The organism is Bradyrhizobium sp. B117 (assembly GCF_038969555.1).
In the GTDB taxonomy this organism is placed as follows: Bacteria; Pseudomonadota; Alphaproteobacteria; order Rhizobiales; family Xanthobacteraceae; genus Bradyrhizobium.
In genome coordinates this window covers 1,474,471-1,487,332 of sequence record NZ_CP152414.1, presented here as the reverse complement: position 1 = coordinate 1,487,332, position 12,862 = coordinate 1,474,471, and the positions used below count along the sequence as shown (strand labels likewise).

The following is a 12,862-nucleotide window of genomic DNA, read 5'->3' as shown; positions in this document are numbered from 1 at the left end:
CCTCTAAAGTCCGAGGCACTCCCGGATATCCAGCATGCTGCGTCGCAGCCACGTCTTCACCGTGTTGACGGGCGCGGCGAATTTCTCGGCCAGCTGCTCGCGGCTCCAGCCGTTGTAATAGGCGAGAAGAACGAGCCTCTGACGATCCGGCTCGAGCCGGCCGATGCATTCCAAAAGCCGCTTCAATTCCTCGGTCATCTCCCGCCGCGCCAGCGGATCGGGACTCTCGGCCGCAACCTCCATCGCCTGAGGCTCTTCCTCGATGGAGAGTTCGGATTTCTTGCGGATGATGTCGATGGCGCGGTTGCGCGCGATCGACGCCATCCACGTGATCGGCGACGACAAGGCCGGATTGAACTGGGCGGCACCGTTCCAGATCTTGACGTAGGTCTCCTGAATGACCTCCTCTGCGAGATCCTGTCGGCGCAAGATACGGAGCACGACGCCATAAAGTTTCGCCCGCGTGGCCGCGTAGAGGCGCTCGAACGCGGCCTGGTCGCCCTTCGCCACCGCCTCGATCAGCCCGACCAGCTCTGCTGGCGTCAGCATTCAGTCCCCCAAACGCGCACGGCTCCGCCGCTTTTCGCGCAGGCCCTGGCACTCCGCTACCATAGCGCGCGGCAAAGCCGACCACCAAGGGGGCGCGGCGCCACACTGTGGACAGCAAAGGCAAAAACCCGGACCTTGCGGTCCGGGTTTTGTGAATTCTCGGCAGGTTTGCCGGCAGCGCCTTTTAGGCGACCGCTCCGATGCGGGCGCGCATCAGGCCGATGCTGTCGAGGTCGGCCTGCTCGCGGGCGTTCTCCTCGGCGCGTTCGCGGGCCTGGTCGCGCTCGTCGAGCAGCTCGACCTTCTTCAGCTCCTCGAAGGCTTCGGCCAGCGCGGCCTTGGCTTCGTCGAGCTGCCCCTTGAGCTCGTCGGCCGAGCGGGTCAGGTTCTCGCGGCGCTGGATCGCGGCCTTGGCATAGGTCGGGTAGGCGAAATGCGAGGGATCGTTGATCCCCGCGCGCTCCTGCTCGGTCTGGATCTCGCGTTCGAGATCGACCGACATCCGCTGGAAATCGGCAATCATGGTCTCGATCTGGGTGACCCGGCGGCGCTTCTCGTCGACCTGAAACTTCTTCAGGCGGATGAGGGTATCTCGTGACTTCATCGACTCGTACTCCCCAGAAGTCCCCCAGCTGCGCGTGGGACAACACCGGTCTCCCCACAGGCCCAATTTGGGCCAAGACCGGCTCTATTACTCTGTGGGATCGGATGATGACGCGACAAAGTTAGCGTTCCGTTTCCAAATTACCGAGGATTTGCGCCAACTGGCGATAGCCGTCCGCCAGTGACGCATTTTCGTCCTTGCGCTGGCGCAGGAAGGCCTCCAGCGGCTCGTGCAGGCGGATCGCCTCGTCGACCTCGGGGCTGGAGCCGGCCCGGTAGGCCCCTAACCGGATCAACTCCTCCATATCGGCATAGGTCGCCATCACCTGGCGCGCCCGCTGGATGGTCGGCCAGAACTGCGGATCGGCCGATTTCGGCATGGTGCGGGAGACGGATTTGAGGATGTTAATCGCGGGGTAGCGGCCGCGCTCGGCGATCGAGCGCTGCATCACGATATGGCCGTCGAGGATGCCGCGCACGGCATCCGCGATCGGCTCATTATGGTCGTCGCCGTCGACCAGCACCGTGAAGATCGCGGTGATGGCGCCCTCGCCCAGGCCCGGTCCAGCCCGCTCCAGCAGCTTGGGCAGCTCGGTGAACACGGTCGGCGTGTAGCCCTTGGCGGTCGGCGGCTCGCCGGCAGACAGGCCGATCTCGCGCTGCGCCATGGCAAAGCGCGTCACCGAGTCCATCAGGCAGAGGACATCCTTGTCCTCATCGCGGAAATATTCGGCGACCGCGAGCGTCAGATATGCCGCCTGCCGCCGCATCAGCGCCGGCTCGTCCGAGGTCGCGACCACAACGACGGATCGCGCCAGGCCCTCCTCGCCGAGATCGTCCTGCAGGAACTCCTGCACCTCGCGGCCGCGTTCGCCGATCAGCCCGATGACGCTGACCGCGGCATCGACGTTGCGCGCGAGCATCGAGAGCAGCACCGATTTGCCCACGCCCGAGCCTGCGAAGATGCCCATCCGCTGGCCGCGGCAGCAGGTGAGGAAGGTGTTCATCGCGCGCACGCCGAGATCGAGCGGGCTGCCTACGCGCTTGCGCGAATGCGCCGGCGGCGGCGAATTGCGGTACGGCATCGGCGAGGAACCTTGCGGCAGCGGCCCCTTGCCGTCGATCGGCTCGCCCAGCGCATTGACGACGCGGCCGAGCCAGGCCGACGACGGCCGCACTTGATTTGCGGCATTGGCGATCACCGCCTTGCAACCGCGGCGCACGCCGTCGAGACCGGCGAACGGCATCACGACAGCGTTGTTGCCGGAGAAGCCGATCACCTCGCAGGGAATGGAGCGATTGGCGCCGGTCTCGATCACGAGCCGCGCGCCGACCGACATCGCATGAATGGGTCCAGCGACCTCGACCATGAGGCCGCGCACGCCGACCACGCGGCCATAAATGTTGACGCCGTCGATGTCGCCGATCTGTTCGGCAAGAGCCTTCATCAGGAGCGCGCCTTCATGATTTGGCCCTCACCGTGGAAACCTTAAGTTTCGCCATATTTCTGAACGGCGCTTAACTTCGTGTTTACCCGCATCATTAATCATTGCGTCACTGTCTTTGTGACTGAGCGTGACTTCCCTTCAGAAGAAGGCTGAGTCGCGGGAGTCGGTTAGCGCCGCCTCTTAAAGTGGAACTTGAACGGAGTCGGGTGACGAAAGCTGCTTCTCGCGCAACACCTTAGGGCGATTCGAGAAAAATTGCACCGGGGGGACTTGCGTTCCAGAATCAGGATTTGTTAACCATCTGTCGTCAGGATCCGAATCAGTTGTTCAAAGGCGTTTTGTTGAGTGCCGCGAATGCGGCCGACCTGACGCCCAGGAGCGGCGACTATGGGGAACTGGCATGCGCGTTTTGCTGATTGAAGATGACAGCGCCGTCGCGCAGTCGATCGAGCTGATGCTGAAGTCTGAGAGCTTCAACGTCTACACGACCGATTTGGGGGAAGAAGGCGTCGATCTCGGTAAGTTATACGATTACGACATTATTCTCCTCGACCTCAATCTGCCCGACATGTCCGGCTACGACGTGCTCAAGCAGCTTCGGGTCTCCAAGATCAAGACACCGATTCTGATCCTCTCCGGCCTCGCCGGCATCGAGGACAAGGTCAAGGGTCTCGGCGTCGGCGCCGACGACTACATGACCAAGCCCTTCCACAAGGACGAGCTGGTGGCCCGCATCCACGCGATCGTGCGCCGCTCCAAGGGTCACGCCCAGTCGGTCATCCAGACCGGCGATCTCGTCGTCAACCTCGACACCAAGACCGTGGAAGTCGGCGGCCAGCGCGTGCATCTGACCGGCAAGGAATATCAGATGCTGGAGCTGCTCTCGCTCCGCAAGGGTACGACCCTCACCAAGGAAATGTTCCTCAACCACCTCTATGGCGGCATGGACGAGCCCGAGCTGAAGATCATCGACGTCTTCATCTGCAAGCTCCGCAAGAAGCTGGCCAACGCTTCCGAGGGACGCAACTTCATCGAGACAGTGTGGGGCCGCGGCTACGTGCTGCGCGAGCCGCACGAGGCCGACGAGCGCATCCCCGCCTGATCCTGGGTTTTACGTCGCGAGCCATCGGGCTCGCTCCTCCCAGCCTGGACCCCGCCGCAAATGGCGGGGTTTTGTTTTTGGGGACGGGAGCGCCGCTTCGTCGCTCCCCCGGCATTGAACCGCTATCCTCCCGATGCCGACGAATGGTCGCTGCACGATGGGGGAACGATGATCCTGCAATCACTCGCCGGCCTGCCCGCCTTCCTGGTCTATTTCTGCACCGGCCTGATCGCCATCGTGGCGTATCTGTTCATCTATACCCGCATCACCCCGCACAACGAGTTCCAGCTGATCCGCGACAACGAGCCGGCCGCTGCGATCGCGCTTGGCCTCAGCCTGCTCGGCTTCGTGGCGCCGCTGGTCAGCGCGATCGCGCATTCGGCCAATGTGCTGGACTGCATGATCTGGGCGATCATCGCGCTGATCGTCCAGATCATCGTGCTGTTTCTCGTCAGGGTGCCGGTGCCGAACCTGTCGGCGCGGATTGCTGCCGGCGAGCTTGCGCCCGCGATCTGGCTCGGGCTGTCCTCGCTCGCCGCGGGCCTCCTGAACGCGGCCTGCATGATCTACTGACGTGATCAACTGATATGGCGGACAAACCCACCAAAAAGGATTTCGGCAAGCGCCGGCCGCCCGCTGAGCCGCCGCCTTCGCGGCCGCCGGTGAAGCGCTCCGGCCATGTCGCGCTGCTGGTGATGGGCACGATCGCGGTCGGCACCACCGCCTACACGCTGATGCCGCACCAGACCTGCGAGCCCTCCCCCGGAGCCGTGCCGGGGCAGACGACCACGACGTGCAGCACCAGCAGCAGCAGTTCGTCAGGCGGCAACGGCGGCTCGCGCTGGTCGTCGCGATCGAGCTTCTTCAGCAGCGATTCCTCGAGCCACTCCTCGTCGGGCACGTCGTCCGATTCAGGCTCGAGCAGCGTGAGCCGCGGCGGCTTCGGCTCGTTCGGCCATGGTTTTTCGGGCGGCGGCTGAAGCGCGAGGTTTTGAATTCAACGCCGCGCGCCGGTCTGCTTTAAGTCGCGCGGGAGGACGCAACATGAAACGCTCGCGAAGGGTCATGCTGACGTTGATGGGAAGCGCCGCGGTCAGCGCGGCCTCGATGGGATTCACCAGGCGCGAACAGCCATGCGGCCCCGGGCTCGAAGCCGTTCCCGGCCTCGACGGCAAGCCCTATTGCCGCCCGAACTATGGCGGTTTCGGCGGCACGCTGCATCACATGCACGGCCACGGCGGACATGGCCATGGCGGTCATGGCCATGGCGGCCACGGCGGTTGATCCATGCAACGCATCGTCTGTCCCGAGCGCGACGACTGGCGAGAGACCGCAGAGCAATACGGCTTCGCCTTCCACACCATCGACGGCGAGCGCTATTGGGACGAGCGCGCCTATTATGCCTTCACGCTCGACGAGATCGAACGCGGCATCGAGACGCCGACCGGCGAGATCGATGCGATGTGCCTGGAGCTCGCCGGCCGCGTCATCAGTGATGAGCGTTACTTGCGGCGCTTGAAGATTCCAGAGGCGTTCTGGAGTTTGATCGCCGAGAGTTGGGAGCGTGACGACCGCAGCCTCTACGGCCGGCTCGATCTGAAGTTCGACGGCGGAGCGCCGGCAAAGCTGCTCGAATACAATGCCGATACCCCGACCTCGATCTTCGAGGCCGCGGTGTTTCAATGGACCTGGCTCGAACAGGCGATCGAACGCCGCATCATCCCCGCACGCGCCGATCAGTTCAACTCCATCCACGAACGGCTGATCGAGGCGTGGAAGGCGACCGGCGCCGGTCGGCATCTGCATCTCACCGGCGCTACCGATAACGAGGAGGACGCCGGCACGCTCGCTTATCTCGAGGACACCGCACGCCAGGCGGGGCTCTCGACCACGCTGCTCGACATCGAGGAGATCGGCTGGCGCGATGAAGCCGGCGGCTTCGTCGATCTCGACGACCGCGACATGGAGCTTGTCTTCAAGCTCTATCCCTGGGAGTGGATGTTCCAGGACGCCTTTGGCGCGAAGCTCGCGAGCGCGCCGACGCGCTGGATCGAGCCGCCGTGGAAGGCCGTGCTCTCCAACAAGGGCATCCTGCCGCTGCTCTGGGAGATGTTTCCGAACCATCCCAATCTGCTGCCGGCCTTCTTCGAGGACGACGCGCGGGCGGCGGAGCTCGGAACGTCGTATGTACGCAAGCCGCTGCTGTCGCGCGAAGGCGCCAATGTCACGCTGGTGTCGGGCGGAATGCCGCTCGACGAGCACGCCGGCCCCTACGGTGCGGAAGGCTTCGTGCGCCAGGCGCTATCACCGCTGCCGAATTTTTCCGGCGTCTATCCCGTGGTGGGAAGCTGGCTGGTGAACCACGAGCCCTGCGGCCTGTCGATCCGCGAGGACGAGAGTCCGATCACGGGCAACAGCTCGCGCTTCCTGCCGCACGCGATTTTGTGAAATGCGCTCGCGACCTCATCGGCAAGGCGCGCGAGCGCCAAGGTTCGCGTGCTGGCTTAGGGGGTCTTGACGATAAATCTTCCGTCGTACAGACCGGCGCCCTTGAACCCACTTTGCACGCTCTCGAAGCCACCCGTGCCCGTCGCGTTTGCGTAAGTCCCGGTGCCCGACAAGATTGTATATTCGCCCTTTGCCTTTCCGTCCTTGACCGCGCCGGTGTAGCGCGCCGTGATCGAGGAGCCGTCGTCAAAGGTGTAGGTACTGTAGCCGAATATCGGTCCTGAGCCCTTGAGCAAGTCGGAGGAATTGACGAAGTCCTTCACGGCAATACGGCCGTCCTTGAAGAAGGCAACGCCGAACATTTTGCCGGATATGACTGTCTGACCTTCGACGTTCGCGACTTCCGTGACCTTGACGTTCATCGGCTTGGTGACGAGCTTGAATTCGAGTACCTGCTCGCCAGCAACAGCCGTCGCAGGCAACGAGAGCGCCGCCAGCAGGAAATAAGAGGCACAAGACATTCGCATAGTATGTCCTCCTCGAAATAGGTCATGATCTTGAACGAATTCCCGCCTCTGTCCGGCGGGACGATCGGGACCATAGCACAACTGCCAGATGCTGATGAGGAGCGCGATCGCGTCGCATCGCCGCGCGCGCTCTGCTGCGCGGTAGCCGAGTAATCTGCGCTGCTCAATTGCGAGTGAAGCGTCGCGTGCAACGGAGGGGCCGGCAGGTGCTACCGGTCATCCGCATCAACGTCACTCACTCCGATCGCCGCGCCGTGCGGCAAATCACCTTGCCGCGGCGACCTTCAGCGGCTGCGGCATCAATCCGCCCATCGGACGGCCGGAGCGTGCCGGATTGAGCTGGTAGAGGCCACGGCGCTCGGTGATGGGACGGAACGCATCGGTGATGCCGACGACGGATTCGGCGGCGCCAAGCAACAGCGTGCCGTCGGCTTCCAACCCCTTCGCCATCCGCTCGAAGATCACCGCCTTGGTGTCCTGGTCGAAATAGATCAGCACGTTGCGGCAGAAGATCACGTCGAACGTGCCGAGATGAGAGAAATCCTGCAACAGATTGAGCTGGCGGAACTGCACCATCGCGCGGATGTCGGCGTTGAGCTGCCAGAGCTCGCCGGTTTGCGTGAAATACTTCATCAGGTGCTGGATCGGCAGGCCGCGCTGCACCTCGAACTGGCTGTAGACGCCGGCCTTGGATTTCTCCAGCACCTCCTGCGAGAGGTCAGTGGCGACGATCTCGATGCGCCAGCCGGCGAACGCCGCGCCCATCTCCTTCACGCACATCGCGATCGAATAGGGCTCCTGCCCCGTCGAGGACGCTGCCGACCAGATGCGCAAAGACTTGCGCGCCGCGCGCGCCTGGATCAGGCCCGGCAGGATGGTTTCGCGCAGATGATCGAACGGAATCTTGTCGCGGTAGAAGAAGGTCTCATTGGTGGTCATCGCTTCGACCACGTCGGTCGCAAGCCGGCCATCGCCGTTCCGGATCTTCAGCACGAGATCGGGAATGCCGGGAAGACTTGCCTTGCGCGCGAGCGGCAGCAAGCGGCTCTCGACCAGATACTGCTTGTCGGCGGAGAGATCGAGACCGGAGCGCTCTTTCAGGAACTTGCGCAGATAATCGTAATCTGCGGGCGTCACGAGCGGTCTCCCGCGAACAGGCGATTGACCTTGGCGCCGATCTGGTTGAGCGGCAGGATCGCCGCGCAGATGCCGGCATTGGCGGCCGCACCCGGCATGCCCCAGACCACGCTGGAGGCTTCGTCCTGCGCGATCACGCTGCCGCCGGCCGCGACGATGTCCTTGCCGCCGCGCATGCCGTCCGAGCCCATGCCCGTCAGGATCACGGAGAGGATGCCCCCGTGCCAGATGTCGATGGCGGAGGTGAACAGCGGATCGACCGCGGGCTTGCAGAAATTGACGGCGGGGCCGTCATCGAGCGCGATCGCGACGTCCGCGCCGCTGCGCGCGACGCGCATGTGCTTGCCGCCGGGCGCCAGATAGATCCGTCCCGGCTTCACCGGCTCGCCGTCGACCGCCTCGGCTGCGGGGCGGCGGCTCGAACGCGCCAGGTGCTCGGCGAGAATGGTGGTGAAGGTCGGCGGCATGTGCTGGGTGATCAGCACCGGGAAGCGGTCGATCACCGGGCCGAGCTCGGTGACGAGCGCCATCAGCGCCTGCGGACCGCCGGTCGAGGAGCCGATCAGCAGCACCTTCGGGGCTTGGGTCGAGAACGGGCGCGTCGACAACACCCCTGACGACGGCGCATGCACCGCCGGAGCCGGCGCGGGCGCAGCGGGCCGCGCAACGGCCGGGCCACGTGCGGCCGGAGCCTGGCTCGCGGGCGCCAGCGGCGGGCTCGCAACCGCGGGCTTGCGGCGCAGCCGCGCGCCGAGGTGACGGATCTTCTGGATCAGGTCGTGATGAAAGATGTCCGCGGCCTGCGCCTCGCGCGTCGATTCCGGCTTCGGAATGTAGTCGGCCGCGCCGAGCGACAGCGCCTTGAAGCTGATCTCCGCGTTGCGACGGGTCAGGGTCGAAGCCATGATGATGACGAGGTCGCGCTTCTTCGCCAGCAGTCGCGGCAGCGCCGACAGACCGTCGAGCTCGGGCATTTCGATGTCGAGCACGGCAACGTCAGGATTGATGCGTTCGAGCTGGTTGACCGCCTCGAGCCCGGTGCGCAGCGAGGCCGCGACTTCCATGTCGTGCTCGGCACCGATCCAGCGCGAGATCAGACCGCGGATGACGACGGAGTCGTCGACGATCATCACCCGCAGCGGCCCGGCTTCGCGCGAGGGACCCGTGGTCGAATTACCTGCGAACGCAACACTCATTACTCACCAACTCAGACTGAAACGGTTCAGTTGAAAACAATCGCCGAAGGATCCGTTCAGCCTCCGGGAGTTCGCTCAGATAAGTCCGACTTCCTGGAATTTCGCCGTCACGATGTCCTTGTCGAACGGCTTCATGATGTACTCGTTGGCGCCGGCATGCAGCGCGCGTGCAATATGCGCGACGTCGTTCTCGGTGGTGCAGAACACCACCTTGGGCTGGTCGCCGCCGGGCATGCGGCGGAGGTGCCCGAGGAACTCGTAACCGTCCATCACGGGCATGTTCCAGTCGAGCAGCACCGCGTCGGGAAGTCCGCGCTTGCAGGCCTCCAGCGCCTTCTCACCGTCCTCGGCTTCGAGGATCTGGAAGTCGAGGCCCTCCAGGATCCGGCGCGCAACCTTGCGGATGACGCTGGAATCGTCAACGACGAGACAAGTTCGCATGTGAACCTCTGCTTCCTCCCCCTTTGCGGGGGGTACTTCCAATTGCAAGTCCGTCGGCGGCGCTTGCTGCCGTATCAGGCCGCCATCATCTCGGGCGCGAGCTCGAGCACGCGGTCAACATCGAGGACGACCATGAGCTGGCCGTCGAGACGGTGGACGCCGCCGGCGAGCTTGGCCATGCGGGGATCGAGGTTGACGGGGTTTTCCTCCTTGCCGTCCTCGGGCAGGCGCAGCACCTCGCCGATCTGGTCGATGAGGAGGCCATAGGATTCGCCGCGAAGGTCGACGCCGACCGCCATCGGCGCCTTGCCGTCCTCGACCTTGGGCAGACCGAGACGGGCGCGCATGTCGATCACGGTGACGATGCGGCCGCGCAGGTTCAACACGCCGGCGATCTCGCGCGAGGCCAGCGGCACGCGGGTGACGCGCTCGGGCATGAACACGTCCTGGACGCGCGAGATCGGCAGGCCGAACAGCTGGCCGCCGATCATCGCGGTGACGTATTCGACCATGGCGCCTTCGCCAATTTGCGTCTTCTTGCTCATCTCAGATATCTCCTCGCGCCCTTACGCTGCCGCCCGGCTCAGCTCGGAGGCGCCGGCCGCGCCCGCGGTCTGCTCCTTCAGCGCCGCGATCAGGCCGGGACGGTCGAACTTGGCGACATAATCGTGGAAGCCGGCCTGCCGGCCGCGCTCGATCGCCGCCGGCGACACCAGCGCCGACAGACCGATGATCGGCGTTGCCGCAAGGTTGTTGTCGGAGCGGATCACTTCCGCGAACTCGAACCCGTTCATGTCGGGCATCTCGATGTCGGTCAGGATCACGTCGAAGCTTTGCGCGCGCAGTGCCGCAAGGCCCTCCTGCGCGGTCGGCGCGGTGCGGACGCGGTAGCCGGCGGCCTTGAGGACGGGCGCCAGCATGTTGCGGAAGAAGGCGCTGTCGTCGACCAGCAGCACCGACTGCGAGTGCATCGACGGCTTCATCTCCTTGCGGGTGAACCAGTCGGCGAACGCCATCGGCAGGAAGTGGCCGACGTCGATCACCTCGGTGGCCTGGCCCTTGATCACGGCCGAGCCGAGAATGCCGGAGGAGGAGCCGCCGACCTCGATGTTGAGCCGTTCCTCGACGATGTCGATGATCTCGTCGACGACGAGACCCATGGAGCGGCCATCGTCGGCGAACACCAGGATCGGCTGGGCGCCTTGCGAAGCGATGGTGACGCTCTCCATCGCCACCAGCGGCATCAGCTGCTCGCGATACTGCACCATGTAGCGGCCGTTGGAGAACTCGATCTTGTCGGCCGGTAGCTCTTCGAGGCGCGTGACGAGGCCAAGCGGGACCGCCTTGGGCTGCGACGAGCCGGCGCGGAACACGAGGAGCGAAGTGGTCTGCTCGCCGCTTCCGATGTGGTGCGCGCCGTTCTCGTCGCTCATGTCGTGGGCCGAGGAGCCGGCGGCGCCGAGCGCTTTCGCAATGCCGTTGGGGTCGATGATCATGATCACCGCGCCATCGCCCAAAATGGTGTTGCCGGAGAACATGTCGATGTGACGCAGTTTCGTCGACATCGGCTTAACCACGATTTCTTCGGTGTGGAACACGCCGTCGACGACGATGCCAAAGGTCTGGCTGCCGACCTGCGTGACCACGATGAAGCCGTTCTCGGGATCGGAGGCGGCGCCGTCGTCGATCTTGAGCAGCTTCTTCAGATGGATCAGCGGCAGCAGCTTGTTGCGCAACCTGAGGACCGCGGTGTCCTTGATGCGCTCGATGCGGTGCTCGCTGTTGGCGCGGGCGCGGACCAGCTCGACCACCGAGAGCTGCGGGATCGCGAAGCGGTCGCCGGCGGCTTCCACGATCAGCGCGGAGACGATGGCGAGGGTCAGCGGGATCTTGATGGTGACACTTGAGCCTTCACCCGCCACCGACTTGATGTCGATGGTGCCGCCGATCTGGTCGATATTGGTGCGGACCACGTCCATGCCGACGCCGCGCCCCGACACCGAGGTGATGGCGGCCGCGGTGGAGAAGCCCGGCGCGAAGATGAACTTGTGGATCTGGGCTTCGCTCATCTTCTCGAGCTCGGCCTCGGTGACGAGACCTGACGAGAGCGCCTTGGCCTTGATCTTCTCGGTGTTGAGGCCTCTTCCGTTGTCGGCGATGCAGATGATGATGTGACCGCCCTCGTGATAGGCGGAGAGCCGAATGGTGCCCTGCTCGCCCTTGCCGCTAGCCAAGCGCTCGGCGGGGGTCTCCAGGCCATGATCGGCGGAGTTGCGCACCATGTGGGTGAGCGGATCCTTGATCAGGTCGAGCACCTGGCGGTCGAGCTCGGTGTCGGCGCCGTGCATCTCCAGCTCGATCTGCTTGCCGAGTTCGCTCGAGAGGTCGCGGACGATGCGGGGCAGCTTCTGCCAGGCATTGCCGATCGGCTGCATGCGCGTCTTCATGACGCCTTCCTGCAGCTCGGCGGTGACGTTGGAGAGGCGCTGCAGCGGCACCTTGAACTCGGTGTCCTCGTTGCGCCTTGAGATCTCCAGCAGCTGGTTGCGGGTCAAGACCAGCTCGGAGACCATGGTCATCAGATGCTCCAGCGTATCCACGTTGACGCGGATCGACTGGTTGGCGATGCGGTCGCCCTCACCGACACTCTCGTCGGCCATCGACTTCTTCGGCGCGGCCTTCTCCTTGGCGGCGGGCTTGGCAGTTTCCTTGGCTTCCTTCGCTGCGGGAGCGGGAACCGCGGCCGCCGGCGCAGGTGCCGGCTCGGCCTTCGCGACGGGCGCGGGGACCGGCGCTTCGATCGCGGTCTCGCGGAAGGCGCGCTCGAGCTCGTCGAGCGAGACCTCGCCGGGACGCAGCGGGCGCTCCAGGGTTTGCTCGATCAGCGAACCCGTCGTCATTTCTTTTGCGGGTGCGGGTGTAGCGGCGGGTGCCTCCGGTACCAGCGGCGGGGCTTCAGCAACGGGAGCAGCAGCGCCCGCAGCCATTGCGGCCATGCCCTGCTCGACCATCGCTTCCAGCTTGTCGATGAGATCGCGGTCGTTGCCTTCGGGCTCGGCTTCGGTTGCCTCGAGGCCGGCGAGGATCTCCTTGATGCGGTCGATCGAGGACAGAATCACCGTCACGGCCTGGCCGGTCACCGGCATGCCGTCGCGGAATTTGCCCATCAGGGTCTCGCCGGCATGGGCCAGCGCTTCGAGCCGCGGCAGGCCGAGGAAGCCGCAGGTGCCCTTGATGGTGTGGACCAGGCGGAAGATGTTATCCAGGATCTTGGCGTTGTTCGGCTCCTGCTCGAACTTCACCAGCTGATTGTCGACGGTGTCCAGGCTCTCGCTGGTCTCCGTCAAAAACTCCCGCAACAGATCATCCATGAAAACAGGCCTTCATACAGGGAGGGCGCGCACGAGACGT

14 protein-coding genes are annotated in these 12,862 nt (G+C 64.6%); 5 read left to right on the top strand and 9 right to left on the bottom strand.

Translation table 11 applies throughout. The features are described from left to right. Positions 1–3: 3 nt before the first annotated feature. The 3 genes from AAFG16_RS07230 to fliI form a co-directional block, all read right to left on the bottom strand. The gene (locus AAFG16_RS07230; RefSeq protein ID WP_342738321.1) at positions 4–549 is read right to left on the bottom strand and encodes a sigma-70 family RNA polymerase sigma factor; all 546 of its coding nucleotides are present in this window, start codon (positions 547–549) and stop codon (positions 4–6) included. A gap of 184 nt (positions 550–733) precedes the next feature. Beyond that, positions 734–1,153 (bottom strand): flagellar export protein FliJ, encoded by a 420-nt coding sequence (fliJ, locus tag AAFG16_RS07225; RefSeq protein ID WP_011084990.1) that lies wholly within the window; start codon positions 1,151–1,153, stop codon positions 734–736. Between the two features lie 121 nt (positions 1,154–1,274). Then, positions 1,275–2,600 carry a flagellar protein export ATPase FliI gene (gene fliI, locus AAFG16_RS07220; protein ID WP_027562547.1) on the bottom strand — a complete coding sequence of 442 codons (1,326 nt, stop codon included), beginning with the start codon at positions 2,598–2,600 and terminating at the stop codon, positions 1,275–1,277. A 400-nt stretch (positions 2,601–3,000) separates the two neighbouring features. Between fliI and AAFG16_RS07215 the strand changes: the two genes are divergently transcribed. The 5 genes from AAFG16_RS07215 to AAFG16_RS07195 all read left to right on the top strand — a co-directional run bounded on the left by AAFG16_RS07215 (position 3,001) and on the right by AAFG16_RS07195 (position 6,150). After that, on the top strand, positions 3,001–3,702 hold the full coding sequence (locus AAFG16_RS07215) for a response regulator transcription factor (protein WP_016848562.1): 702 nt from the start codon (positions 3,001–3,003) through the stop codon (positions 3,700–3,702). A gap of 168 nt (positions 3,703–3,870) precedes the next feature. After that, entirely contained in the window at positions 3,871–4,275 is a 405-nt protein-coding gene (locus AAFG16_RS07210) for a DUF350 domain-containing protein (protein WP_342738318.1), read from the top strand. A 14-nt stretch (positions 4,276–4,289) separates the two neighbouring features. Then, positions 4,290–4,682 (top strand): hypothetical protein, encoded by a 393-nt coding sequence (locus AAFG16_RS07205; RefSeq protein WP_342738316.1) that lies wholly within the window; start codon positions 4,290–4,292, stop codon positions 4,680–4,682. Between the two features lie 64 nt (positions 4,683–4,746). Next, entirely contained in the window at positions 4,747–4,986 is a 240-nt protein-coding gene (locus AAFG16_RS07200) for a hypothetical protein (RefSeq protein WP_342738314.1), read from the top strand. Positions 4,987–4,989: 3 nt separating this feature from the next. Continuing rightward, positions 4,990–6,150, top strand: coding sequence for a glutathionylspermidine synthase family protein (locus tag AAFG16_RS07195; RefSeq protein WP_283084182.1), 1,161 nt, complete (start codon positions 4,990–4,992; stop codon positions 6,148–6,150). 56 nt (positions 6,151–6,206) lie between these two features. Here the strand turns inward: AAFG16_RS07195 and AAFG16_RS07190 are convergent, their stop codons facing one another. The 6 genes from AAFG16_RS07190 to AAFG16_RS07165 all read right to left on the bottom strand — a co-directional run bounded on the left by AAFG16_RS07190 (position 6,207) and on the right by AAFG16_RS07165 (position 12,822). Then, positions 6,207–6,677 (bottom strand): hypothetical protein, encoded by a 471-nt coding sequence (locus AAFG16_RS07190; protein WP_342738311.1) that lies wholly within the window; start codon positions 6,675–6,677, stop codon positions 6,207–6,209. Positions 6,678–6,941: 264 nt separating this feature from the next. After that, positions 6,942–7,814, bottom strand: coding sequence for a protein-glutamate O-methyltransferase CheR (locus tag AAFG16_RS07185; protein ID WP_342738309.1), 873 nt, complete (start codon positions 7,812–7,814; stop codon positions 6,942–6,944). Then, positions 7,811–9,010 (bottom strand): chemotaxis response regulator protein-glutamate methylesterase, encoded by a 1,200-nt coding sequence (locus AAFG16_RS07180; RefSeq protein ID WP_342738307.1) that lies wholly within the window; start codon positions 9,008–9,010, stop codon positions 7,811–7,813. Before AAFG16_RS07180 ends, AAFG16_RS07185 begins: the two co-directional genes overlap by 4 nt. A gap of 75 nt (positions 9,011–9,085) precedes the next feature. Next, entirely contained in the window at positions 9,086–9,451 is a 366-nt protein-coding gene (locus tag AAFG16_RS07175; protein ID WP_007600538.1) for a response regulator, read from the bottom strand. A gap of 74 nt (positions 9,452–9,525) precedes the next feature. Next, positions 9,526–9,996, bottom strand: a complete 471-nt coding sequence (locus tag AAFG16_RS07170) for a chemotaxis protein CheW (RefSeq protein WP_283084178.1) — start codon at positions 9,994–9,996, stop codon at positions 9,526–9,528. A gap of 21 nt (positions 9,997–10,017) precedes the next feature. Beyond that, positions 10,018–12,822: a hybrid sensor histidine kinase/response regulator gene (locus AAFG16_RS07165; RefSeq protein WP_342738304.1), complete on the bottom strand. Its 2,805-nt coding sequence runs from the start codon at positions 12,820–12,822 to the stop codon at positions 10,018–10,020. Between the last annotated feature and the right edge of the window lie 40 nt (positions 12,823–12,862).